Origin of the sequence: uncultured Alloprevotella sp., from assembly GCF_963536905.1 — a bacterium.
In the GTDB taxonomy this organism is placed as follows: domain Bacteria; phylum Bacteroidota; class Bacteroidia; order Bacteroidales; family Bacteroidaceae; genus Alloprevotella.
Genome location: NZ_CAUTBW010000036.1, coordinates 1 through 26,195, shown reverse-complemented (window position 1 = coordinate 26,195; position 26,195 = coordinate 1). Strand labels below are relative to the sequence as shown.

At 38.2% G+C, this 26,195-nt stretch carries 19 protein-coding genes; 12 read left to right on the top strand and 7 right to left on the bottom strand.

What is annotated here, in order from left to right; all coding sequences use genetic code 11:
* Nucleotides 1-663: 663 nt before the first annotated feature.
* The 3 genes from ABLA33_RS07350 to mazG all read right to left on the bottom strand — a co-directional run bounded on the left by ABLA33_RS07350 (nucleotide 664) and on the right by mazG (nucleotide 6,042).
* A complete protein-coding gene (locus ABLA33_RS07350; RefSeq protein WP_347719812.1) occupies nucleotides 664-2,937 on the bottom strand; it encodes a polysaccharide biosynthesis tyrosine autokinase in 2,274 nt (757 codons plus the stop codon).
* Between the two features lie 153 nt (nucleotides 2,938-3,090).
* Nucleotides 3,091-5,088 carry a family 20 glycosylhydrolase gene (locus ABLA33_RS07345; RefSeq protein ID WP_311491133.1) on the bottom strand — a complete coding sequence of 666 codons (1,998 nt, stop codon included), beginning with the start codon at nucleotides 5,086-5,088 and terminating at the stop codon, nucleotides 3,091-3,093.
* 156 nt (nucleotides 5,089-5,244) lie between these two features.
* The gene (mazG, locus tag ABLA33_RS07340) at nucleotides 5,245-6,042 is read right to left on the bottom strand and encodes a nucleoside triphosphate pyrophosphohydrolase (protein WP_347719811.1); all 798 of its coding nucleotides are present in this window, start codon (nucleotides 6,040-6,042) and stop codon (nucleotides 5,245-5,247) included.
* Between the two features lie 158 nt (nucleotides 6,043-6,200).
* On the opposite strand from mazG, the gene ABLA33_RS07335 reads away from it, so the two are divergent.
* The 4 genes from ABLA33_RS07335 to ABLA33_RS07320 all read left to right on the top strand — a co-directional run bounded on the left by ABLA33_RS07335 (nucleotide 6,201) and on the right by ABLA33_RS07320 (nucleotide 11,064).
* On the top strand, nucleotides 6,201-7,115 hold the full coding sequence (locus tag ABLA33_RS07335) for a ribonuclease Z (RefSeq protein WP_347719810.1): 915 nt from the start codon (nucleotides 6,201-6,203) through the stop codon (nucleotides 7,113-7,115).
* A gap of 98 nt (nucleotides 7,116-7,213) precedes the next feature.
* The gene (locus ABLA33_RS07330; protein WP_315090021.1) at nucleotides 7,214-9,196 is read left to right on the top strand and encodes a fructose-1,6-bisphosphatase; all 1,983 of its coding nucleotides are present in this window, start codon (nucleotides 7,214-7,216) and stop codon (nucleotides 9,194-9,196) included.
* The gene (locus ABLA33_RS07325; RefSeq protein ID WP_347719809.1) at nucleotides 9,193-10,401 is read left to right on the top strand and encodes an L-serine ammonia-lyase, iron-sulfur-dependent, subunit alpha; all 1,209 of its coding nucleotides are present in this window, start codon (nucleotides 9,193-9,195) and stop codon (nucleotides 10,399-10,401) included. The genes ABLA33_RS07330 and ABLA33_RS07325 overlap by 4 nt, the downstream gene beginning before the upstream one ends.
* Before the next feature lie 105 nt (nucleotides 10,402-10,506).
* A complete protein-coding gene (locus ABLA33_RS07320) occupies nucleotides 10,507-11,064 on the top strand; it encodes a 30S ribosomal protein S16 (protein WP_347719808.1) in 558 nt (185 codons plus the stop codon).
* Nucleotides 11,065-11,383: 319 nt separating this feature from the next.
* On the opposite strand, the gene dapA is transcribed toward ABLA33_RS07320, so the two are convergent.
* Both dapA and ligA read right to left on the bottom strand, forming a co-directional pair.
* Nucleotides 11,384-12,274, bottom strand: a complete 891-nt coding sequence (gene dapA, locus ABLA33_RS07315; protein ID WP_347719807.1) for a 4-hydroxy-tetrahydrodipicolinate synthase — start codon at nucleotides 12,272-12,274, stop codon at nucleotides 11,384-11,386.
* A gap of 57 nt (nucleotides 12,275-12,331) precedes the next feature.
* A complete protein-coding gene (ligA, locus tag ABLA33_RS07310) occupies nucleotides 12,332-14,341 on the bottom strand; it encodes an NAD-dependent DNA ligase LigA (protein WP_347719806.1) in 2,010 nt (669 codons plus the stop codon).
* A 72-nt stretch (nucleotides 14,342-14,413) separates the two neighbouring features.
* On the opposite strand from ligA, the gene trmD reads away from it, so the two are divergent.
* Nucleotides 14,414-15,094, top strand: coding sequence for a tRNA (guanosine(37)-N1)-methyltransferase TrmD (gene trmD / locus ABLA33_RS07305; protein ID WP_347719805.1), 681 nt, complete (start codon nucleotides 14,414-14,416; stop codon nucleotides 15,092-15,094).
* Nucleotides 15,095-15,186: 92 nt separating this feature from the next.
* On the opposite strand, the gene ABLA33_RS07300 is transcribed toward trmD, so the two are convergent.
* Nucleotides 15,187-15,777 (bottom strand): OmpH family outer membrane protein, encoded by a 591-nt coding sequence (locus ABLA33_RS07300; protein ID WP_311490437.1) that lies wholly within the window; start codon nucleotides 15,775-15,777, stop codon nucleotides 15,187-15,189.
* A gap of 367 nt (nucleotides 15,778-16,144) precedes the next feature.
* On the opposite strand from ABLA33_RS07300, the gene ABLA33_RS07295 reads away from it, so the two are divergent.
* The 3 genes from ABLA33_RS07295 to dnaB all read left to right on the top strand — a co-directional run bounded on the left by ABLA33_RS07295 (nucleotide 16,145) and on the right by dnaB (nucleotide 21,451).
* Nucleotides 16,145-17,665 (top strand): aminoacyl-histidine dipeptidase, encoded by a 1,521-nt coding sequence (locus ABLA33_RS07295; protein WP_347719804.1) that lies wholly within the window; start codon nucleotides 16,145-16,147, stop codon nucleotides 17,663-17,665.
* Nucleotides 17,666-18,421: 756 nt separating this feature from the next.
* The gene (locus ABLA33_RS07290; RefSeq protein WP_347719803.1) at nucleotides 18,422-19,858 is read left to right on the top strand and encodes a hypothetical protein; all 1,437 of its coding nucleotides are present in this window, start codon (nucleotides 18,422-18,424) and stop codon (nucleotides 19,856-19,858) included.
* Between the two features lie 72 nt (nucleotides 19,859-19,930).
* Complete coding sequence (dnaB, locus tag ABLA33_RS07285; protein ID WP_347719802.1) at nucleotides 19,931-21,451, top strand: replicative DNA helicase; 1,521 nt, start codon at nucleotides 19,931-19,933, stop codon at nucleotides 21,449-21,451.
* Here the strand turns inward: dnaB and ABLA33_RS07280 are convergent.
* Entirely contained in the window at nucleotides 21,448-22,341 is an 894-nt protein-coding gene (locus ABLA33_RS07280) for a glycosyltransferase family 2 protein (RefSeq protein ID WP_347719801.1), read from the bottom strand. The two genes, dnaB and ABLA33_RS07280, sit on opposite strands and share 4 nt — an antisense overlap.
* A gap of 196 nt (nucleotides 22,342-22,537) precedes the next feature.
* Here ABLA33_RS07280 and ABLA33_RS07275 point away from each other — a divergent pair, with 196 nt between their 5' ends.
* The 4 genes from ABLA33_RS07275 (at nucleotide 22,538) to ABLA33_RS07260 (ending at nucleotide 26,155) form a co-directional block, all read left to right on the top strand.
* Nucleotides 22,538-22,741 (top strand): winged helix-turn-helix domain-containing protein, encoded by a 204-nt coding sequence (locus ABLA33_RS07275; protein WP_315090035.1) that lies wholly within the window; start codon nucleotides 22,538-22,540, stop codon nucleotides 22,739-22,741.
* A gap of 92 nt (nucleotides 22,742-22,833) precedes the next feature.
* Entirely contained in the window at nucleotides 22,834-24,765 is a 1,932-nt protein-coding gene (locus tag ABLA33_RS07270; RefSeq protein ID WP_347719800.1) for a BatD family protein, read from the top strand.
* A 7-nt stretch (nucleotides 24,766-24,772) separates the two neighbouring features.
* The gene (locus ABLA33_RS07265; protein ID WP_347719799.1) at nucleotides 24,773-25,510 is read left to right on the top strand and encodes a hypothetical protein; all 738 of its coding nucleotides are present in this window, start codon (nucleotides 24,773-24,775) and stop codon (nucleotides 25,508-25,510) included.
* 24 nt (nucleotides 25,511-25,534) lie between these two features.
* A complete protein-coding gene (locus tag ABLA33_RS07260) occupies nucleotides 25,535-26,155 on the top strand; it encodes a hypothetical protein (RefSeq protein ID WP_347719798.1) in 621 nt (206 codons plus the stop codon).
* The last annotated feature ends 40 nt before the right edge of the window (nucleotides 26,156-26,195 follow it).

The window sequence follows — 26,195 nt, the reverse complement described above, 5'->3', positions numbered from 1 at the left end:
AGTGAAGGTATACTTTGTTCTACTATTGAGAAAGGAAACTTCGAATAATAGTAGTTATCACAAAGAGTTTCTTATGTTGATATAGAAACCACCATCTTTCTCGTTTTAAAAAGTTTAATTGTGAATTTTATTTTTATTATATAATACCGAGATTATTGTGGAATTAAAAGTGCTATAAGATAATTTAATAACACAATAATAGTTTTCGCAAATAGCCTTATTGTATTATAGAGCAGAATAAGGCTATTTTCTGTTGTGTTACTCATTTTATGACCTTTTGTATGAGAACTGAGTACATGAAAGGTGTGCTTGGATGGATATTTATTTATTTTGCGATTAATGGTATTTAGATATCCTTCTGATATTATTTTTCTAAACTTGTAATTAGCATATTTCTATACTCATAATTTTGATTGTTACAAAAGCTGATCTTCTTAGACCAAGAGAATAATTACTGTTAGATCTCAAAAGAATGTGGTATTTTTAGGTTTTAATAGTTTACATAACTATATCAATGATATTGAGTTTTTTATTTCTATATACATATGATGAGATAACAATTCTCTAAATGCTTAATTTAAAACATTTAGAGAATTGTTTGAGGGAAAGTGAGCGTATCTCTAGCTATGAGAGGTTACAAAGACCACAGTGAGATGTGAATATTTATTCATCGCTAGTTTGTCCGTAGTGCCCATAAGATCCATAGCCATAGCCGCCATAGCCGTAAGAGTTGCCATAACGATAACTTCCGTATTTACCGCTAATGTAGTTAGAACCATTAAGGATAATTGCCATGTTATTATAGCTATTCTCCTTATATAATTTTTCAATTTCTGGAATAAGACGGCGATCCATGACACCAACGCGGACAACAAAAAGAGTTGCATCACAATGAGGCTTTATAATGGATGTGTCGGCAACAATTTCAATAGGTGGACAATCAAGATAGATGTAGTCATATATCTCTCTCATTTCTTTCATGAGCGCTGTTAATCGGCTAGACTGCAGAAGCTCAGTAGGATTAGGAGGAACAATGCCAGATGGTAGAACATCAACATTTTTGCCAAAGGCATCTTTAATGATGAGATCGTCTATATTGTCAGTGATGCCACTAAGATATGCACTGACCCCATTCTTTGTTCGTTGTGGAAGCATCTGAGATAAGGAACACCGACGAATATCCATATCTACGACAAGAACGCGATGATGATTGAGTGAAATGGTTTTAGCAAGATTGGCTGTAATAAAAGTCTTACCGGAACCTTGATTGAAGCTTGTCACCATAATTACTTGTGGCTTCTTACTTATTGTGCCATCAGTTTTGTTTGTGATAGCTCCTAAGAAGTAGTGCAATTTAGTTCTTACAATGCGGAAAGACTCGTTTACCATATTACGATTTCCTTGCTCAATGACAATTTCACGCTGCTTGTGTTGTGTCTTTTGCCACCAATGGTTGCGAATATCCAAATTGGGAATCTCTCCAATGAACGGAATATTGAGAAAGTCAATATCCTTGCGCCCACGGACTGTCTGATTTAGGTATTCGCGTAGCCATAGTAGGAAACCTGGGACAACTAAACCGATAAATAGAGCGATCAATAGAATGCGACTTCTCTGCGGAGATGTGGGTGCATTGCTACCAAAGGGGGGTTGGATAATGCGGGTATTCCACGCTGTGTAGGTTTTTGAGAGTTCATTCTCTTCTCGTTTCTGAAGTAAATAAATGTAAAGACTTTGCTTAACATCCTGCTGACGCTTAACGCTTTGCAGGTCTTTCTCAAGTTTAGGATTGAGTGCAATTTTATTGTTGGTTTCTGCTTCAGAGCGTTGATAGTTTGCAATCTGTGACTTGATTTGTGCTATTGTATTTTGAACAGAGCGAAGAATAGCAGTTTTTAGTTGCATCAATTTTACATCACTCTTTTTTACTTCTGGATTTTGCTCGTTACTATTAGCTGCTATATCATTGCGCGTTAAGAGTAGCGTATTGTATGCTTCAATCTGAGATTCGATGTTTGCATTGCCTACTGTATTAAGAGGGAGTAATTGCTGCTTGGAACTATTATTACGTAGCGATTGTTCCAAGAATTGAGTCATACTCAGCTGATTCTGTAATTCGAGCGTATGCTTATAATTGTCATCAGACTGAGACATATACATAGTGGCTGAAGCTTGAACGTCGGGGGTTAGATTACGGCTTCGAATGCTTGCAATGTCTGAATCAACATTTCCTAGTTCTTTTGTTAGATTGCTAAGCCGCTCGTTTATAAACTCATTGGTTGATTCAGCCATACGATTTTTATCTTTCATCCAGTTATCATTGTATACACTGATGAGAGAACGGAGAATATCTTCAGCCCTTTCAGGGTTCTCGTCGTTTAGTGAAAGATCAATGATAGAAGATTCCTCATCGCTCTGGCCTACAGATAATCTGCTAGAATATATTGCTCCAACGGACTTTACATTGTACTTATGTACAGTAATTTCTTGTCCAATCCATTGGTTAGAAAAAGATGGGGTAAGTTCAATTTGTAAAGCGCCATAAGGGCTCTTAAAGGTAGTTCCAATAAGAGCTGTAATGTCGTTGCCTTGGTTGAAATCGTAAAGTTTTACATGATTCTTATCTACAATTTTTAATTTGAACGTAAAGGTCTCTAGTTCGGATAGATTAGAGAAATGTAACATCACAGGAGCATCGTTATACAGAGGACGTTCACGCAAACGTTGAGGTACAGTCATCTGCAAATCCAAATGAAGGCGTCTAACAACCTCTACCATGTTTTCGGATGCACTGATTGTTTGAATTTCATTTCGAATATTAGTGTTTGCTGCCCCAATCCCTAAATACTGGAAATCCTTAACTGTGGAATATTTTGTGTTTTTATCATCCTTGATTAAGAGAGATGTATTACGAGTGTAAATGGGAGGTGTCGTCATAATTTTATATACAGCAACACTTAAACTCACAAGTACGGCAAATACAAACCAATACCAATGAGATAAAAAAAGGAGACTTAACTCTTCGAGTTTTATTCCACCTCTATTTTCCTGTTTGATTTCTTCTAATTCTTCAGCTTGCATATTCTTTTTTTAATGTGTTACAGATATTGTGAGATTACTTACTTTACTCTTGAAATTTCCAGTCTTTTGGAGAGGAAAGAAAAGTGTACGTTGATAGTATAGAGCATTCTTTTCAACGGGAGCATACACGGTGGGAATGAATTTTGCATCTGGCATGGTATTGAGCTTATTTTCTGGATATATAGCCCAAACCTTTTGTGCGCCAAGAGTCTCTTTGTGTTTACCATCAATATATAATTGTGTTTCTCGATTTGTCATAACGATACGAATGTTCACTTTTCCTTGTGTGGGCAAACGATAGTTAAAGCAATTGAGGTATCCATCACGTGAGAAACCTAACTTTCCCTCTTTAGGATCTGCCAAGTAAAATATTGAGTTATGGCTCTGAGTAAGTATTGTTCCATTATCTTCTTTACAACAATCAATGTCTAAAGCAACAGTATTTCCATATCCTGCCTCAATCACGGGCAAGGCTAAAGATGTATTAGGATAAATACTGTTAAGTTTTAAAATTTCCTGAGGTAAACGTCCTAGCTCATTGACACCAGGTGCTTCCGATAGTTGCGTACGTAAAGAATCAAAACTAGCATAAGAAAAAGTAGTTTTTTGACCAGTCCAGCATTTCACGGATAGAGTTTGCAAAGCAGGGTAAAGGCGGTCATGGATATCCTTTGTCGAAATTCCATTACCATAGTGATCATTCCATATTGCAAACATACCTCCTCTAATGGCGGGATCCTGCTCTTTAAACTTCTTATTACCAATTTGGGCTGGAGTCCAATTATTGTACAAAAACTGGCAGTTAAGATAATCATAATAATATCCAGCAGCAGGTACAATATATACATAGCCATCGGGAATAGAAACTAATTCATAACCTTGTTTCTTCATTTCAGTGGGATCAGCATAGCCATTATACCAAATATTCATTAAGACACCTTTACTTCTGACTTTAGTTTCTCCATTTGCATGAGTAAGAGCTCCCCACAGCATTGGCTGTTTGTTATATTTCTCAATAAGAGCAAGATAATGATCTGTAAAAGCGCGAAATTTTTCTACGACCTTTTTGTCTGCATTACTATATTCGTCTGTTCCTATATTTACGCGCGGTCCTCGGAATACAGGGTCTTTTCCCTCGAGGTATTCTTTGTAGAGTGCATCAAGAAACGTGTATGTTTTAGGATTAAAAAGATCTAGATGATCTTTTCCATAATTTTCTGATGCAATTTCAGGACGATAATGAGTAAAAGCTAAAGCATGTGCAGGAGCATCGATTTCTGGGATGATTTCAATATGATATTTTTCAGCAAGTTTCTGTAAATCACGGAATTCTTGCTTGGTGTAGCTTCCATCTTTAGCTGTGAGACCCGGATATGTTTCACATTCAAGTCGAAATGCAGCAGGGGTTTTATTCCAGTCATTTTCAAAATACTGACGAAACCCATTATCATTAAGATGAATTTGAAGCGTATTCATCTTATAGTAGGACATTATTTTGACTAAATTGCGTAGATAATCAATAGGAACAAACTTGCGAGCAACATCAATCATAAGTCCGCGCAATTTATATTGCGGTATATCTCGAGCTGTTCCTCTCTGTAATAGTCCATCTTGGTTTATCATTTGAAGGAGTGTTTGTGTTCCCCAAAAAAGACCAGTATTTGAGCTTGCCGATATGCATATAGTGTTGCTGATATTTAATTTATATCCTTCATCTCCTAAAGTTTTGTCGTCAATAACTTCAAGAATTATATCTCCATTTTTTTGTTTGCCTTTGGTTAGGATAAGTTGTTTGCCTGTAAGTAAGTTGTATTGTTCAACTAATAGTCGAGCTGTTGATGCTAGTTGGCTAGAGCGTACAATCACTCTACCGCTCAGTGTTGAAGTTCCTTGGCTTGCGGTCCACTCTGTTAATTCTGGTATAACAAAAGGTTTTACAGGGGATTGCCCCTTCAAGATAGTTGCAAAAAGCAAAATGCCCGTTATCAAGGCTAAAAGTCTTTTCATGTAAAGAGAGATTTATATATCATTATATGTGTGGACAAAAATACGAACTTATTGTTAAATAGCAAAACTTATAAAATTTAGGAATAGAATAATGAGGAAAAGTACAAAATAAGTTGAAAACGGTGCTTTATGGTCGTTTTTATTATTGAAAAGATGCTACTCTCTATGTTTGGCCTCCTCCCAAATACTGTTCATTTGACTAAGGGTAAGTTCTTTGAGTTGAATGCCTTTTTTAAGAGTGTGTTCTTCTAGGTAGTTAAATCTTTGTGTGAATTTCTGATTTGTGTACTCTAGCGCGTTATCTGGATTGATGTGATAGAGTCGCGCAGCATTGATAAGGCTAAATAAAATGTCCCCAAACTCTCGCGTTGCTTTTTCTTTGTCTTTGTTTTCTATCTCGGATTCAAACTCATGGATTTCTTCTTTCACTTTATCCCAAACTTGTGAACGCTTTTCCCAATCAAAACCTATCCCACGTGCTTTGTCTTGAATCCTATAAGCTTTTATGAGAGAAGGTAATGCTTTCGGAATGCCACTTAAAACAGTCTTATTTCCATCTTTCTCCATTGTCTTTAATTGCTCCCATTGTTCTGTGACTCCCTCTGCTGTGCTTATATCTGCCTTATCTTCTCCCTGCGGTGGGTATACGTGAGGATGTCGGAAGATAAGTTTATCGCAAAGTTGATTACAAACATCAGCTATGTCGAAAGCCCCCTCTTCGCTTCCTATTTTAGCATAAAAGACAATGTGTAGCAGAACATCTCCAAGCTCTTTACAAATATTTTTATCATCTCTATGTAAAAGAGCATCACACAGTTCATACGTCTCCTCAATGGTATTAGAGCGCAAACTCTCATACGTTTGTTTTCGATCCCAAGGACACTTATCTCTGAGTGTATCCATTACATCAAGCAGACGCCCAAAGGCTTCTAGTTTTTCTTTTTTACTATGCATCTTTATAATCTTTTGTTCGCAAAATTATGAATTTCCCTGGTAATAAGCCAATCAACTTAGAAGAGTCTTTGTTTGTGAACTTGCATTGTTTGTATAAAAATGTTTCTTTTATACAAATATTCAAGTTAATTTCGCACCCTATTACGGAGAGGAAGCGAATGGAAAAATTTGAAATTCATATATTAGGATGTGGTAGTGCTTTGCCAACATTGAGGCATCACCCTAGTTCTCAAGTAATAAACTTGCGAGAAAAACTTTTTATGATAGATTGTGGAGAAGGGACACAACTTCAATTTCGGAAGACTCGGTTGAAATTCTCTCATCTTAATACGATTTTTATTTCTCATACTCATGGCGATCATTGTCTTGGACTTATGGGACTTATACAGACTTTTTCTATGTTGGGGCGGACAGCTCCTATTCACATATATGGGCCACAAGACTTAAAAGAATTTCTACAACCACAATTAGATTTCTATCAAAGGAGTATAAGTTTTCCTGTAAATATTCATTGTGTTAACTCTAAAAAGAATGAATTGATTTATAAGGATCGAAGTGTGGAAGTGTATACTATTCCTTTATCCCATCGAGTTCTATGTTGTGGTTATCTTTTCAAAGAAAAACGAGTTTTGCCACATATCCGTAGAGATATGATTGATTTTTATCAAATCCCTAATTATGCAATAAATAGTATAAAAGAAGGAGCAAATTGGATTCTGCCAGATGGTGAATGTGTAGACAATTCGAGATTAACGTTTCCTGGAGAAATTCCTAGAAGTTATGCTTATTGTTCTGATACATGCTACCTTCCTAATTTGGCTGGGGTATTAACGGGAATAGATTTATTATACCATGAAGCAACCTTTTGTGAAGAGAATGTTGTACGCGCTCAGCAAGTGATGCATTCCACTGCACGTCAAGCAGCTATGTTGGCTAAATCTGCAAAAGTTGGGACGTTAATGATAGGACATTTCTCTGCTAGATATGAAAATGAGTCGATTCTATTACAAGAAGCTCAACAAGTTTTTCCGCGAACAATATTGGCAAATGAGGGCTTAGTTATTAATGTCTAATTAAAGAAGATTTTCATTTACTTTTCAAAGTGCTTCAATTTCTCTTCTTGCTATGCCGTTGAAAGAAAATACTTATTTTTGCATATAATAAAATAACTATGACGCATCCGAATTTAAAAAGTGTATTAGATTGTGAACGATACTTGCGCCTCCTGGCACGAGATTTTCCTACAATATCAAGTGTTACAACAGAAATTATAAACCTAGAGGCTATCTTACATCTGCCAAAGCCTACCGAGCATTTTATGGCAGATCTCCATGGCGAGAACGAAGCATTTCAGCATGTTCTTCGTAACGCTTCAGGTAATATTAAAAGAAAAGTTCAAGAACTGTTTTCTAATTCATTGAGAGATAAAGATATGACAGACTTGTGTACTTTGATTTATTATCCTGAACAAAAATTGGAATTAGTAAAGCAAACAGATAAGAATATAAAAGATTATTATCAGACGACGCTTAACCAATTGATAGCTGTATGCCGTCGAGTTTCTTCGAAATATACACGTTCAAAGGTACGAAAAAGTTTGCCTTCAGAATTTACATATATAATAGAAGAACTCTTACATGAATCAACCGAAGATCATAATAAGGAAGCGTATGTAAATGTTATTATTCAGACGATTATTGGTACAAAACGAGCCGATCAATTTATTATTGCTCTTTGTTACCTTATTCAGCGTATGGCTGTAGATCAATTGCATTTATTGGGTGATATTTTTGATAGAGGCCCAGGTGCTCATTTAATATTGAATACATTAGAAACTTATCATCATTGGGATATACAATGGGGGAATCATGATATTCTATGGATGGGAGCAGCTGCCGGAAATCCTGTATGTGTGGCTAGTGTGTTACGCTTGTCTTTGCGTTATGCAAATATGCAAACGTTAGAAGAAGGATATGCTATAAATCTTTTGCCACTTTCTACCTTTGCTATGGAGACTTATGCTGAGGATCCATGTGAGATTTTTATTCCTAAATTAGAAGATACAGGAAGAAATTTGAGTGAAAAAGAGGTTCATCTTTTAGCTCAGATGCATAAGGCAATAGCCATTATCCAGTTTAAACTAGAAGGTCAGTTATATGAGAAGTATCCTGACTGGGATATGAAAGATCGTGGAGTTTTGGCGAAGATTCATGATACGACAATCTCGCTTTATGGTAAGAGCTATGATTTATTAGATTCTGTTTTTCCAACATTGGATGAGTCTAATCCTTTTATGCTTACGGAAGAAGAACGTAGAGTTGTTGAGCGTCTTGTCCATAGTTTTATTATTAGTGATAAACTCCAGCGTCATGTTCAATGTCTTTTGTCTCATGGTTCTATGTGTGGGACCTATAATTCTAATCTACTATTCCACGCTTCTGTGCCACTTAATTCTGACGGTTCTCTACGGAAAGTAAATGTCTGTGGGACTAAAGTAAGTGGAAAAGAATTGATGACCCGTGTTGAACAAGAAATTCGTGCGGCTTTTGATGATGGACTTGATTCAGCAGAGCGGGAACAAGCCTGTGATTATTTTTGGTATTTATGGTGTGGTCCCAATAGTCCTCTATTTGATAAGTCAAAGATGGCAACTTTTGAACGCTATTTTGTTGCTGAGAAAGAAACGCATGAAGAAGAAAAAGGTTTTTATTATCGTCTTAGAGAACAAGCAGATGTTTGTGATAAATTAATGGATGCTTTTGGTGTAATAGGAAAGCATCGACATATTATAAACGGACACGTCCCCGTGAAAGTTGGTTCTGGAGAGAATCCAATTAAAGCAGATGGTCGTTTGATGGTAATAGATGGTGGTTTTGCTAAAGCTTATCATCATACGACAGGTATTGCTGGTTATACGCTTGTATATCATAGTCGCGGCTTTCAATTAGTTCAACATGCTCCATTCAAGAGTACCGAAGATGCAATAGCTAATGGTACAGACATAAAGAGTACCACTCAAATCGTTGAGATGATGGGACGTAGAGAAATGGTAAGTGATACAGATAAAGGAGAAGAACTGAGAGGACAAATTGTTGACCTCGAAAAATTGCTAATAGCTTACAGAAAAGGGATTATCAAAGAGAAAGAATCATGAAAAGTCTAAGAGAACTCTTTAGAATAGGGCAGGGACCTTCATCTTCGCATACTATGGGGCCCAGATTTGCAGCTGAAAAGTATTTATCTTTGCATCCAGAGGCACAAAGGTTTCGTGTCACTTTATACGGTTCACTTGCGGCAACAGGGCGTGGCCATTTAACAGATTATGCTATTCAACAGGTTTTTGGTGATACCTGTGAGATTATTTGGAGAGCTGATATTATGCCAAAGTTTCATCCAAACGGAATGATGTTTGAATGTGCTGGTGCTTTGGCTGAATTTGGTGATCCATGGACAGTTTATAGTATTGGAGGAGGAGCTCTGGCTGAAGAAGATAGTGATGCTTTAGAAACACCAGATGTTTACGAACTTAATCATCTTGGTGATATTAAACACTGGTGTGAACAGCGAGGCAAATCTTATTGGGAGTATGTAGAGCATTGTGAAGGTCCGCAGATTTGGAGCTATCTTGATAAAGTTTGGAAAACAATGGAAGCATCAGTAGAGCGAGGATTAGTTCATGAAGGTGTTCTTCCAGGTGTGTTGAAATTGCGTCGTAAGGCCCCCGATTATTTTATTAAAGCAATGGGGTATGGCACTAGCTTGCAAACACGCGGCCTTGTCTTTGCTTATGCATTGGCAGTGAGTGAAGAGAATGCAAGTGGTGGAGAGATTGTAACGGCTCCTACTTGTGGTAGCTGCGGTGTTGTTCCTGCAGTATTGTATCATATTGCTAAATCCCGTAAATTCCCAGAGCAACGCATTCTTCATGCCTTAGCCATTGCAGGATTAGTAGGTAATGTGGCAAAGAGCCTAGCAAGTATTAGTGGAGCAGAATGTGGCTGTCAAGCAGAAGTGGGAGTAGCCTGTGCTATGGCGGCAGCTGCAGCTAATTATATTTTCGGTGGAAGTCTGGCTAGCATAGAATATAGCGCAGAAATGGGATTAGAACATCATTTGGGTATGACATGTGATCCTATCTGTGGATTAGTGCAGATTCCTTGTATTGAGAGAAATGCTCATGCAGCAGCACGAGCATTAGATGCTAATATATATTCTACTTTTGCAGAAGGCATTCATCGTATTAGTTATGACAAATGCGTTGAAGTGATGAAAGAAACGGGGCATGATCTTCCTTCTGTTTATCGAGAGACGAGCGAAGGTGGACTCGCAAAAGAATATAGTCGTGGCATGGGAAGTTAAAATGTTCAGCAAAGGTATTGTCATATAAGGAAAAAGAATTAACTTTGCGCTCGCTATTACGAGTTAATGGCATATAATTCAAACCTAATAAAATATTTATTAAAAATGGCAACAAGAATTAGATTGCAGCGCCACGGCCGTAAGGGCTATGCTTTTTATAGCATTGTAGCTGCAGACGTAAGAGCACCACGTGATGGTAAGTTTATCGAAAAGATTGGTACTTTCAACCCTAATACCAATCCTGCCACGGTAGATTTGAATTTTGAACGTGCCCTTCATTGGGTAGAATGCGGTGCGCAACCTTCTGATACAGTTCGTCATATTCTTAGTGCAGAAGGTGTTATGTTGATGAAGCACCTCAATGTTGGTGTACGCAAAGGAGCTTTTGATGAAGCTGCTGCCAAGGCTAAGTTTGAGGCTTGGAAGGATGCTAAGGTAAAAAAGGCTGAAGCTGATAATACCAAGACTGCAGCAGAGAAGAAAGCTGCAGTTGCTGCACGCTTAGAAGCTGAAAAGAAAGTAAATGAGAAAATCGCTGAAAAAGTAGCTGAAAAGAAGGCTGCTGAAGTAGCTGCTAAGGCTGCTGCCGAAGCTGCCGCAACAGCTGAGTCTGCTGAAGAAGATACAGTAGCTGAGGCTACTGAAGCTCCTGCAGAAGCATAAATAAGATTTTTAATTCTAAAAGCTACCCTCAAAGAGGGTAGCTTTTTTATTATCCTATATTTCATTATCAAGGTCTTACTGAGAATATTTTAATTTGTTAAAGTCGATAATTTTCTCTATCTTATTTCTCTATGAAATTGAGAGGGTAGTTAGCGGTTGAGATAGGAGAGAATATGGGTATTACGGTGCTGGATATTGCTAAGTTAAAAAAGGCTCCCGAAGAGGCTTATACACCTTTGGAAGCACTTATAATATATGTAAAATAAGATGAGACGAGTAAAGACCTTTTTCTTATTTATTTTTATTCTTTGTCTTGACGCTATTCAGTCTTGAACTTTTCAGTAAAAAGTTTTATACGTTTTTCTATCTCTTCAGTTACAGGGACAAGTGGTAGGCGAAGTATATTTTCAGCCTTACCTAGAATGTTAAGGAGGCATTTGATTCCAGAAGGATTACCATTTATACTCATTAGTTTATAAAGTCCATTGAAACTACGGTGGAGTTTTAGAGCTTCTGTATATTCTTCTTTTTGTGCGTAATGAATCATATTGCCAAAGTCTTGGGGGTAGGCATTGCCTATAACAGAGATGACACCTTTTGCTCCAATAGTCATTAGCTCGAATGTTATAGAATCATCTCCACTTATTACATCGAATCCTTCTGGTGCATTGTCAACGATATCTTCAATTTGTTCAATCTTTCCGCTTGCTTCTTTTATGGCCACAACATTTTTACAATCTTGTGCAATGCGAAGTGTTGTTTGTGCAGTAAGATTAACTCCAGTTCTACCTGGAACATTGTAAAGAACAATGGGAAGTGGGCTTGCTTCACTTATAGCTTTGAAATGCTGATATAGTCCTTCTTGTGTTGGTTTATTATAGAATGGGCAGACAACAAGAATACCGTCAAACCCAGAAAGATCTTCAGTTTTTAGGAAGTGGCAAACGTCTGAAGTATTATTGCTACCACATCCAAGGAGAAGAGGCACATCTTTTCCGGCAGTTTCTATTAGTGTTTCTCTAATAGCTATTTTTTCTGCGTAACTAAGAGTCGGTGTCTCTGCAGTTGTCCCTAATACGCAGAGGAAGTCTGCACCTGCTACAAGCTGGTCACGTACTAAAGTGCGAAGGGTGTTCAACTCAACATGGCCTTCTTTGTCGAATGGTGTAGCTACGGCAATGCCAAAGCCGCGGAAAGGATTATGTCTCATAATATGACTCTTTCAATGAATTTATATGTTTGTAAATTGTGGTATGTACAACGCGCTTTAAGGCTTTTCTCCAATGATTTCTAAAAATTCTTCTTCTGTAATTAGTGGTATATTAAGAGTTTCTGCCTTCTGGCGTTTACTGATTCCCATTTTCTCTCCCATTAGTACGAAAGATGTATTTTTTGAGATGCTGCTGGCGTTTTTACCGCCGTGATTTTCGATAATTGTTTTATATTCTTCCCTGGAATGTTTGCTAAACGTCCCACTAATTACGACAGATTTGTCTTTAAGCTCTTCGCCTAACAATTCCGTTTTCTTAATCGTCGTTTGGACTCCATGTCTTCTGAGTTCTTCTACTATGTCTTTGTTGCGCGGCTCCTTAAACCATGCAACAACACTTTGAGCAATAACAGGGCCTATACCTTCTACTTGTAGCATATCTTCCAATGTGGAAGATTCAATTGTATCAATATTACCAAAGTGACGAGCAATAGTTTGAGCAATTACTTTCCCGACAAAACGAATGCCTAAAGCAAAGAGTACTCGCTCAAAAGGTTGTTGTTTGCTTTTCTCAATAGCCCCAACAATTTTTTGTGCGGAAATAAGTCGACTTTTATCAGCTCCTGCTAGGTCTGTAATCGTGAGTTTATATAAATCTGCCACAGTCCTAATAAGGCCGCGTTCAAAATAATCGTCAATAGTTTCCGGTCCCAACGAATCTATATTCATCGCATCGCGACTTATATAATGCTCAATCTTACCTTTTAGTTGCGGAGGACAAGCTGTATCGTTGGGACAATAGTGAGCGGCCTCACCTTCATAGCGAACTAGTGTCGTACCACATTCGGGACAGGTGGTTGCAAAATAGACTTTTTGTCCAAGGTCTGAAGTGCGTGCAGATTTATCCACATCAACAATCTGAGGGATAATCTCGCCAGCTTTTTCTACATAGACATAGTCGCCAAGGTGTAAATCAAGTTTAGATATTATATCAGCGTTATGAAGAGACGCTCTTTTAACTATAGTTCCTGCTAATTGGACAGGTTCCATAATAGCCACAGGAGTTACAGCTCCTGTCCGACCTACTTGGTAGGTTACTTCTTTGAGTTTTGTACGTTCTCTTTCTGCTCGAAACTTATAGGCGATTGCCCATCTTGGTGTTTTAGCTGTAAAGCCTAATTGTTGTTGTTGTTTTAGAGAGTCTACTTTTAGAACTATACCGTCTGTTGCTACTGGGAGATTCTTGCGTTCAATATCCCAATAGTCTATAAAATCATAGATGTCTTCCAAAGAATGTACTAGTTTTGTATGCTCTGATACCTTAAAACCCCATCCTGCAGCCATTTTCATATTGGCATAATGGCTTGTTTGGGAAATTTCTGGGCCTAATAGATAATACAGGTAGGCGTCAAGCTTGCGCTTGGCTACAGTTTTAGAGTTCTTACTTTTAAGTGTTCCTGATGCAGCATTACGTGGATTAGCGAAAAGTGGCTCTTCATTTTTTGCACGCTCTTCATTAAGTGCTTCAAAACTCTTCCAAGGCATGAGAACTTCTCCCCTAATTTCAAATTCTTCGGGATAGTTTAAATGATTGGGAAGTCGAAGTGGAATACTTTGGATTGTGCGTACGTTGTCAGTGACATCATCTCCTTGAATTCCATCGCCTCGAGTAACAGCTCGGATCAGTTCTCCTTTTTCATACCATAAAGAAATGCTAAGTCCGTCGAATTTTAGTTCACAACAGATTTCAAAAGGCTCCCCATTGAGGTTCGTGCTTACTCTGTTATAAAAGTCTGCTACTTCTCCGCGATTGTATGTGTTTCCTAGAGAAAGCATAGGGTAACGATGAATCACCTGCTTAAAATCATGGTTTAAATCAGAGCCTACGCGTTGAGTAGGGGAGTTGATATCAAACATGTCTGGATGCCGAGCTTCTAATCCTTGAAGTTCGTGCATTAAGCGATCGAATGTCTCATCGCCAATTTCTGGAGAATTCTTGACGTAGTATAAATAATTATGCCGATGCAGTTCCTTACGGAGAAAAGCAATTCTTTCTTCTTCACTCATAACAAAGGCAAAAATACGGAAAACTAGGAAAAAAGAACTACTTTTGCAAGTAAAATAATTAAGAACAGGAAGATGCGTATAGATATTATTACGGTATTGCCTGAGATGCTGACGGGATTTGTTAATACTTCTATCTTAGCTCGCGCACAGAAGAAAGGCTTAGCTGAGATTTGCATTCATGATTTGCGTGATTATACAAAGGATAAACATCGCCGTGTAGATGATTATCCTTATGGTGGATTTGCCGGCATGGTAATGCAGTGTCAGCCTATTGATGATTGTATTTCTGCGCTGAAAAAAGAACGCGATTACGATGAGGTTATTTTTACTACGCCCGATGGTGAAACTTTTGACCAGCCCATGGCTAATAAACTTAGCCTTCATCAGAATCTCATAGTATTATGCGGACATTATAAGGGTATAGACCATCGTATTCGCGAACATCTTATTACAAAAGAAATTTCCATTGGAGATTACGTATTAACAGGTGGAGAGATAGCTGCAGCTGCAATTATAGATTCTGTAGTACGTCTCATCCCTGGGAGTATCTCAGACGAACAAAGTGCATTGAGCGATTCTTTTCAAGACAATCTTCTCTCTGCTCCCGTCTACACGCGCCCAAGTAACTATAAAGGTTGGGAAGTTCCTGACATTCTATTGAGTGGTAATGATGCTAAGATTAAGGAATGGGAGATACAGCAGAGTTATGAACGAACGCTTAAACTTCGTCCAGATTTATTACATAAAGGTTGAGAACACATAAACAGAAAAGGCGCACATTCTTCTTATGTGCGCCTTTTCTGTTTATACCCACTTATCGGGATGTGATAACGTGGCTTTTATAATTACTTCTTATATTGCTTGTTAAGACCTTCAATAACTTCATCTGTAATATTCAGCGAAGGCTCAGCATAAAGAACATTGACAGTTGCTGCACTATTTGTAAGAATCATAGCATAGCGACCATCTTTGTTATATTCTTTCAAGTAATCTTTTACGCGACGGTGGAATTCTTCGTAGTATGCATTCGTAGCTTTTTCCATTTCTGCAGAGTATTGCTGTTGATGCTGCATATACGTTTGTTGTTTCTGCTGACCGCTAGCCATTGCACGCTTATATTCATCTTCGCTCTTGTATACACCTTTCTGTGCATTACGTTGAACTGTAGAGGCTAAATTTGTAAGTGCGTTTTCTTCAGACTGAAGTTTCTGCTGGTAGGAAGCTTGCTTTTGCTTTAGGGCTTCCGTTTGATCGATGCAGTATTGGTATTTCGTAGCAAAGCTATCCAATTCTACATAGGCAATGTTGCCTCCTTTTGTTTCTTGAGTAGAAACCTTTGCCAGACCATTCTCTTTGGGCTGGGTACTTTTGTTTTTGTTGTTACAGCTGGTTGCAACTAGGGTGAGAGCAGCCAACATTAGAGTTGTATATTTCATTGCTGTTATTATTTTGATTTCTCTGACACTGCGAATCGGTTATGACTACGCTCTTTCTTTTCCATATCACGATAGCAAGTGATACCTTGATCGTTCATCGCTTTATTTCCTTCTATATGTGTGTGTATGAATTGTTTACCGAGTAATAATCTAACACCAAGAAGTAAGAAACTAACGGCTACTATCAATATCAATATCAATAGTGTTTTTATCATCTGATATTCTTTTTATTTAGGGCGCAAAGTTACGCTAAAAGTGTTATAATCTCTAATATTTAATGTTTTTTTATCATTTCTCTTTGTCTGAAGTCTTGAACATTTGAAATTGTTCCTAAATTTGCATTATACTCAATTTATAAAAACAACTTATGGAAAATAAAGATTTACAACCGAGAGAGGTCTTTGATTGCTTTGCGATGGTAAATAGAGTTCCTCGACCTTCTAAGCACGAAGAAAAAATGGCTGAGTTCCTTTTGAATTTTGGTAAGGAATTGGGCTTAAAAACAAAAATAGATGAGACAGGAAATGTTTCCATCTTTAAGCCAGCCACTCCTGGGTATGAGAACCGTGCAACTGTTGTGCTGCAAAGCCATATGGATATGGTTTGTGAGAAAAATGCAGATGTGGATTTCGACTTTAAGAAAGACGCTATTCAAACTTATGTTGATGGAGAATGGCTAAAAGCTAAAGGAACCACACTGGGTGCAGATGATGGTATTGGCGTTGCTATGGAAATGGCGCTACTACAATCCTCAGATATAGAGCATGGTCCTATCCAGTGTATTTTTACGCGCGATGAAGAAACGGGGCTATCTGGCGCTTTTGGTATGAAGTCCGACTTTATGGAGGGCGACTACCTTATCAATCTTGACTCTGAGGACGAAGGACAAATCTTTGTGAGTTGTGCTGGTGGTGCCAATACGATTGCGGCGTTCCCCTTCACTAAAGAATCTCTCCCTGCAGGCTTTGATACGTTCCGTGTTGTAGTTAAGGGATTGATGGGTGGTCACTCAGGTGACGACATTAATAAGAAGCGTGCCAATGCTAATAAATTGTTGCTGCGTTTCCTTTGCGACGAAATGGAGAAAACGGATCTCCGCCTTGTCGATATTCAAGCTGGAGGCCTTCATAATGCCATCCCACGTGAGGCTGAAGCACTTTGCGCAGTTCCCTCTTCTTTTAGCAAACAGTTACAAGAGGATTTAGCAGTATTCCAGGATGAGATAAAAAATGAATTCTCTGAGACGGAAAAGTCTATAATGGCAACTCTCATTTCTGAAGCTCCTGCCGAAATGGCTCAAGCTCCTGCTGAAACTCGCAAGATGTTGCTGTCCTTACGCGCTGTGCATAATGGCGTTTTAGCAATGAGCCAAACCATTGACAATTTCGTAGAAACGAGTTCAAATCTTGCTAGCATTCGCTTAATGACTCCTGAGCAAATTGCATCAAATCCTGAATTGGCTTTCTTTGCTGCATCTCAGAAAGAACCTGCTGTAGTAGTCATCACAAGTCAGCGTTCAAGTATTGAGAGCAATCGTCGCAATATAAGTGCCATGGTCCGTGCTGCTTTTGAACTGGGAGGAGCACAGAACGTCAAAACAGGTGACGGTTATCCAGGTTGGACAACCAACCCTAGCAGTATTCTTGTGAAGATGGCAGTTGAAACTTACAAAGAGCTCTTCAACAAAGAACCTCAAGTATTAGGAATCCATGCTGGTTTGGAGCGTGGCCTGTTCAGCGTGAAATACCCTCACATGGACATGATAAGCTTTGGCCCAACTCTTCGCGGTGTGCATAGCCCTGACGAACGCTTGCTGATTCCTACAGTGCCTATGGTTTGGGATCATCTTTGCTTACTTTTGAAGCGAATCCCTGAAGCTGGTAAGTAAGCCTTTTATATAAGCAGATTTTTAGTTGAGCATTCAACTGGAAATCTGCTTTATATATATTTCCACTAAAAATTCTTTCTTTTTTGCTATAACAGCGTATTTCTTGTTGTCTTCTAAAAGTCGTTTTATCTCTTAGAGGAGAAACTTGAAAAAATATATTTTAAATGGTTGTTTTATTTGACATCACGTTTCTTCGAAATAGAGATGAATTTCTTAAAATGTTTCCTCAACATTAGAGGGATAGTAAGAAAAAATATGCTTCTTGTGTGTTTTTTATCAATTTTGAAGCTAGTTTAGTGCTATAAAACATGTTTTTATCCTTATTCTGTCTGAAAATACAATAAAGCTGTCGGCTGATAACCTTATTATATTTCAATTTTTCCTTATTGTAATTCAAATTTCTATACTACAAAATAAAATTTCTATACTACAAAATAAAATTTGTCCTTGAGAAGTTGAAAATAGTCCTATTTTAGTGGGAGTTCAATTTTGCGTTATTTTCGCTCCGATGTAGAGAAGTTGATTTTTAAGCCATCCCTGCGGCTATAAAATAAGAATAATATTGACAATCTTTCGCTTTTTTATGGGTGATGGCAATCATTCTTTTTCTCTGTTTTGTGTTATTTGTTTCTATAGAGCCTCTAATTATAACTGAAAGAAGTTGAGTTTGCGAGTTGCTAGCTTTTTTGATGTTTCCATAAAGGCAATAATATATTATGTATGTAATAAATAGTTAGTTTCTTCGTTTTATGTATCATGAATAAGTTACTCTACATTTTTGTATTTCTTTTTGTGGCCATTGGCTGCGTAGATGAAGATCAATATATTGTTTCTGATACGGCTTCTCTACGTTTCAATAGAGATACTCTTTCTCTTGATACAATATTGGCAGGACTTCCTACGCAAACGGATACTTTCAAGGTCTATAATCCCAATAATAAATCCATCCGTCTTACTCGAGCTTGGTTAGAGAAGGGAGCAAATTCCCCATTCCGTGTTAATATTGATGGCGAAATGCTAGCCAATGGTGTCGGAACAGATTTTGAGATAGCGAAGAAAGATAGTATGTTTGTTTTCTTCTTTCTCAATACTCCAGAAATTGATGAGGATGAGCCTGCAATCGTAAGGGATCGTCTATTTTTCCAAACAGAAGGAGGAAAAGTGCAGAATGTAGTACTGCAAGCATACGCACAAGGTGTCTATCACCTTAAAGGAATCACCATTTCTTCAGATACAACTTTTACAGCAAATCGTCCGTATCAAATTTTTGATAGTTTAGTCGTAGAACAGGGAGCTACTCTAAAATTACTTCAAGGTGCGCGACTTTATTTCCATCCAGGTGCAAGTCTTATCGTACGAGGAAAATTACAGTCGGAGGGTAGTGCTCAACAAAATGTAGTACTGCGTGGTGACCGTTTGGGAAATATGCTTAGCGGTATCTCCTATGATCGCATTCCCAACCAGTGGGGGGGAGTTTTTTTTGCAGCCGAAAGCTATGACAACAGTTTGATGTACACCGACATTCATAGTGGCCAATACGGCATTCGTTGTGATAGTTCAAATGTCTTGCAAACAAAACTGACAATGAATGGTTGTGTAGTTCACAATGTCGCTAGTGATGGACTTTCCCTAAAGTCTAATAAAGTATTCGTTATTAATAGTCAGTTGACCAACGCAGGTGGCGATTGTGTGAGTGTTAAAGGTGGCGATGTCCAGTTTATTCATTGTACGATAGCCCAGTTCTATCCGTTAGTAGGCGGTGACGGAGTAGCTCTGCGCTTCTCGAATTATGATGGTAACTATGGAATTCCTTTAACAACTTTGAATGTTTTCAATACAATAGTGACAGGGAGAAATAAGGATGATGTACAAGGGTTGAAACAGGAAAAAGGGAGTGGTATAGCCTTTAATTATTTGTTTAGAAACTGTTTATTGAATACCGAGAAAGTTGCTGATGAGCATTTCTTGAATTGCTTTTGGGAAAGCGATAATCCGAAAGATTTTTCTAATGCTAAAAATTTTACTCCTACCTTTAATTACGACAAATTGATTTTTACTTTTCAGCTCGATAGCTTGTCTCAAGCTGTGGGGCACGCAGATGGTGGCATAAGCAATAATTATCCTACAGATCGTTTGGGACATCCTCGCTTGCAAGGTAATGCGCCAGACATAGGTTGTTATGAGCGGCAGTGATATTCTTCATTGCTTTAGCTCTCATAGTGTAGAAATAGTGTTACTTTTGCATCCCAAAAATAAGTAGAAACTATGCCCATTACAAATACTACTCGTCGTTCACGAAAGGCTCAGACTGTCGTGCCAATACAAGACGATCTTGGTCGTTTGCAACCACAAGAACCTAAGTTTGAACAAGCTATCTTGGGTGCCTTGATGATTGAGAAAGAAGCCTTTTTTCGTGTTTCTGACATCCTTCGTCCTACATCTTTCTATGAACACCGTCATCAATTGATTTATTCTGCCATTCAGCAGCTTTATCATGATGAACGCCCCGTTGACATACTCACTGTTACAGAGGAACTCAACAGGGAAGGCAAGTTAGAGGAGATTGGTGGACCTTTCTATATCACTCAGTTGAGTGGTATGGTGGCAAGTAGTGCGCACATAGAGTATCACGCGCGAATTGTTGCTCAAAAGGCTCTTGCGCGAGAACTGATTACTTACACATCAGGGATACAGTCGAAGGCCTTTGACGCAACAACCAATGTTGACGATTTGATGCAAGAGGCTGAGGGAAAACTTTTTGAACTCTCACAATCCAATGTCAAAAAGGATTACACCAATATTGAGCCTGTTATTAGAGATGCAATAGAACAACTAAAAGCTGCAGCAGCACGAAAAGATGGTTTGAGTGGAATTCCTTCTGGCTATCATGAACTAGATAGAATGACTGCCGGTTGGCAAAAGACGGACTTGATTATCTTAGCAGCACGTCCAGCGATGGGTAAAACAGCTTTCGCCTTGAGTATGGCCCGTAATATTGCCATAGATCAGAATATTCCTATGGCTTTCTTTTCTTTGGAAATGTCTAACGTCCAGCTTGTAAATCGTCTTATAGCCAATGTTTGTGAGATACCTAGTGAAGAAATTCGTAATGGGCAGTTGAAAGAATACGAATGGCCACAGCTGGACTCTAAGATACGCTTGATGGATGGTGCGGAATTGTATATCGACGATACGCCCAACCTCTCGGTTTTTGAACTTCGAACAAAGGCGCGCCGCTTGGTGAGAGAACATGGTATAAAGATGATTATGATTGACTACTTGCAGTTGATGAATGCAAGTGGCATGTCTTATAATTCTCGACAAGAAGAGGTGAGTACTATTAGCCGTTCGTTGAAGGGGCTGGCTAAAGAGTTGAATATTCCTATTATTGCTTTGAGTCAGTTGAATCGTGGCGTTGAAGGCCGTGAAGGAATTGAGGGAAAACGCCCTCAGTTGAGTGATTTGCGTGAATCGGGAGCCATAGAGCAAGATGCCGATATGGTACTCTTTATCCACCGTCCAGAATACTACCATATCTTTGCAGATGAGCATGGTCGCAACCTCAAAGGTATGGCACAAATCATTATCGCAAAGCATCGTAATGGTTCGGTGGGGGATGTAACACTGCGTTTCAAAGGAAAGTATGTGCGCTTTGAGAATCCTGAGGACGATCAGGCTGTACCTTTGCCAGGTGAAGATGCAAATATCATTTCTTCGAAGATGAATCAATCTGTTCCACAAGGATTTGACGATATGCCACCAGCTCCTAATGAGGTACCATTCTAGAGTTGAGAGTAATAAAGTAGTTTATATGTATTGAGAAGGAATACTTTTGGGTGAGAGCCCAAAAGATTCCTTCTTATTTTTTTATTAAGAAGCCGGAATAAAAGGCGTAAGAGCCATGCCGCATGAAGTCTTTTAAAGATCGAATAATATCTAGAAGCTCCAGCCCGTAATTGCATAGGAAAGCCTAAATATTTTAGTGTTCTTAGTGAAGCCTCTGTCTTTTTTAGAAAATCTGAATTGCAATCTATCCCTGCATGAATGAGTGGATTGTCAATGTGGAGAATACTACATTCTTCTTTTTCTAGGGTGATACCAAGAAGGACATCTTCATACCCATATTCCTTGCAACGCTCATCGAAATGAATTCTCTCAAAAATATCCTTTTTGAACAAAGCATTGAAGGTTGTAAATGCATCATAAGGATGGTTGTTTTTGTATTGTACCGAGCGATGTTTCTGCGCATGATGTTCATACACATAACGTAGTTCGTGCTCTCTTTGTGGGGGAGCTTGCGGATTTTTTAGTGAACCGCAAACCACATCAGCTTCGTGCCGATGTGTCCAATAGGTGCGGATAAAGTCCGGAGTGCAAACTTCTGCATCGTCGTCTATTAGAATTACCCATTTGTACTGAGCCATTCCAACTAGAATGTTGCGATTACGTGCTCTTCCCGTATTTTTCTCTTGATAAATAAGCGTACAGAAAGGTATGTTTTTTAGCTTTTCTCTCAAAGTTCTATAATGTTCTTTAGTAGAGCAGTCATCACTCACAATAATTTCATACATAAAATCCGTTGGTTGCTCTTTGTGCAGCTCTTGGCATTGTGTGTTTAAGTCATCAATTAACTTAGAACAATCGTGTTCAAATGTAGGAATAAGGATAGAGAACATTTTATTGAGGAATACTTGCTAAATACAGATTACAAAAATAGTAAATAACAATGGAATAGATGAATTATTTTAGAGAAAGAATGCAATATCTCATGGTAAAGTGCTAAGGATGTAAACATTACATTTAGAAAAGATTATCTTTGTCGCAAAGGAAATAAAACAAAATATCTCCGTTAATTTTATTAAATTCAAGTTTATGTTTCAAGAAAAAGCAGGCGCATTAGCTGGAAAGATTTGGGAAGCTCTTAATGCAAATGGAGAGCTTTCAGGCAAAGATTTGAAAAAAGCAATAAAAGTGCGTGCCGACAAAGACCTCTATTTAGGTTTGGGCTGGTTACTTCGTGAAGACAAAATCGTAGTAACAGAAGAAGACAAGGACATCACTGTTGTTTTGAAGTAAGTAAGCGATAAAGCTAATATTTGTTAGACTTTATTGAACATAGTAATTAAAGCTATGCCATCTCTTGTAGATGACATAGCTTTTTAAACTCTATGGATGAATTTACTCTTTATAAAACTACTTTTTTTATCTTCTCGATTTCTTTGCTATCGGTGAGATATTTGTTTATCTGCTTAGCAAGCACTACTTTTGTACGCAAAATTGTGAAAAGAATGATTAGGTATATTTTCTTTGCTATTTTTTCGTTACTTCTACCTACTGTGATGTTTGCTCAATCCTTGGTTATTAAGGCTCCATCAGTGGTTGATAGGAGTGAAGACTTTTTTTATGTACGATTTATAGTGGGAAGTTCTGATGCAAAAGATTTCCGTGGTCCGTCCTTTCCTGATTTTGACGTTCTTGCAGGACCTAATGTGTCTACATCCAATAGCATTCAAATGATAAATGGACGCACAACATCCTCTTCTTCTACAACATACACCTATTTGTTATCTCCACGCAAGAATGGAACATTTAAGATAGGTGCTGCTTCAGTAACATTGAATGGTCGTATACTCCATTCTAGTCCTTCTATTATTCGGGTGAAAGGTGCAGCGAGTGCGGCAAATTCGTCCTCCCAATTCCAGCATTCTTCCGTTAGCCAAAATTCTGTGCAAAAAGTTGGTTCAGTAGTAACTAATAAAGATTTGTTTATAACTGTTACACCAAATCGTAAGCGTGTGTTCGAACAAGAGGCAATTTTATTAACTTACAAGATTCATTGCCGACCAGGTGTAGGACTCAGTAATGTTATGCTAACACGCAGACCAGACTTTAAAGGTCTAGTCTCTCAAGAGATTCCTGTCAAAAGCATACAAATGAGTAATGAATCTGTAGGTGGAAAGTTATATCGGACTGGTGTGATTTATCAGAATGTTATCTTTCCACAAAAAACGGGGAAAGTGTCCATACCTAGTCTTTCTTTTGAATGTGTAGTAGCACAGCAAGAGCAGTATTCTGATCCTTTTGATGCCTTCTTCAATAATGGTGTGATAGGTGTAAAAGTAAATTGTCAAGTTCCTGAAACGAATATAGACGTTATTCCTTTACCTGAACCTAAACCTTCTAATTTCTGTGGGGGAGTTGGCCAGTTTAAACTCACGAGTAATTTGCAAACAAAAGTACCACGATCTAACGATGTGATAACTTATCGCTTGACGCTTCGTGGAACTGGAAATTTGAAACTGATTCCAGCACCTGTTCTAGTTTTTCCCAAAGACTTTGATTCGTATGATCCAAAAATCACTTATAATACGAAAGTAACATCTTCGGGAACGACGGGAGAGGTTTATTATGATTATACGTTTGTTCCTCACAAAGTAGGAAAATACGAAATTCCAGCTGTTGATATGCGAGTCTTTAATCCTGAGACTCAACATTATGAGACATTACATCTTGATGCGCTCAATTTGAATGTTGAAAAAGGTGTGCGCTCCAGAGAAGATGTTCAGGAGGAAATGGCTCTTAGAAAAAGCGATATAAGCTCTATAATCACGGGACCTGTTTCTACTCGCGATTTAAATCATCCTTTTTGGATTGGAAGTTGGGCTTTCTATATCTCTTCGTTGTTGATTTTATTGTTAGGCATTATAGGGAATAAGTTTGCAGCTCGGTATATATCTCAAATTCATGATATTTCAGGGCGTAGACGTGATAAAGCAGGTAGAGTGGCCAATCAACGTCTGAAAGCCTTAGATAAAAAGCTTCAAACTATAGATAATCCAGCTTTTTATGAAGAGTTGTCTCGGATACTACAAGAATATGTAGATTCTAAGTTCCATATAGCGATGAGCGATTTTAGCAAGGACTCTCTTCAGTTACATCTTCACAAGGCTGGGCTCGATGAGGCAGTCGTTGAAGAGTTTGTTGGTGTTGTTTCAGAATGCGAATACGCTCGCTTCGCTCCCTCTGGAGAGTTGTCTAATCAAGAGCTATTAACTAAGGCTTTTGATGTGTTAAGTAAAATGGAAAAAAAGAAAAGATAAGAAGCTTATGAAGACACATTTATATATATTGTCTTTTTGGTTGTTAGGTTTTGTGGCCGCGATGGCACAAAAGCACATGGCCGACAGTCTTTATGCTGCAAAGAATTATGTGGAAGCAACGCGCATTTATGAAGTAGATTTGCAGAAAAGTCCTAATGTGGCCGAGTACAATAATTTAGGTAATGCCTATTATCGACAAGATAATTTACCATGTGCTATTCTTAATTACCAACGCGCCTTGCGTTTAGAACCAGCTAATGATGATATACGCCATAGTTTGGAACTGAGTCAGATTCAATTACCAGATAAGTTTGATGCGCCCTCTGAAATGTTCTTTTTCACTCTGATTAGAAAGCTCAGAACATCTTTAAATCCTGATTCTTGGGCTTTTGTCGGACTGTCTTTTCTGTTTATTGCTTTTGTCTTTTTAGCTCTCTTTCGTTTTGCGCAGAGCATTTGGATGCAAAAAGCGGCTCTCTTTTCCCTTATCTTGGTTGTGATACTAAGTTTGGTTAGCCTTACCTTTGCTTATCAACTTCGTTATCAATACTATAATAAGCAGTTGGGGGTTGTGATGAAAGATTGTGAATTGTTTGATGGTGCGGTAACTTCAGCTCGTAAGATGAGAACCTTACATGCAGGAGTAACAGTGGAGGTATCTTCAGAAAGCGGAATGTGGCTACAAGTCATTTTGCCAGATGGGACAAGTGGTTGGTTGGAACAGACTTCTTTGGAAAAAGTCTGAATAGGAAAAATTCTATAAAATCCTATGCAATATCATTCTCTTTTCCTCGATAGTTTAGCTTCTGTATTGTCGTATCCTGCATTGTGGCTCCCATTGATGCTGCTCTTCATGTATGTGTTGATACGTAATAATAATTTGCAAGAATTGTTGTGGATCTTTTTGTTCTTGTTTTCTACAGTAGTGTTGGCTAATCAAGGAATATACATACTTCAAAGTTATTTTTCCCCCGATACTCTTTCAAAGGATATGGTTGTCCTTGCGTTAAACTATCATAGAGAAGGAGTAGGAATTTTAGCAAGTCTTATTCCAGCTGCGCCTGCTATGGGCATCTTCCTCGCTCTCCTTGTGCGCCATCGCAATTTAACGCTGTGCCTCGTTGCATGGAGTATTCTAAATAGTTGGACTCGGCTGTATTTATCGATAGTAAGTCCATTGGAATGGGGAAGTGAATTTATTGGTGAACTTCTTTTGGGCAGTTTGATGTATTTACTTTTCTTGCGGTTGCACAAACGTGTCAATTCACCACATTTCGGAAGAATTCGTGCCGTAAGAACTCTTACAGGTTATTCTGAGGCAGATATTCGCGTGATTGTTTTAGGCCACGCTCTAACTTTTTTACTCATAGCTTTCCTTGCCTTTCTTTAGTCGGAATCTCTAGATGCTTTGTTTTTCCTTATTTTTAGTC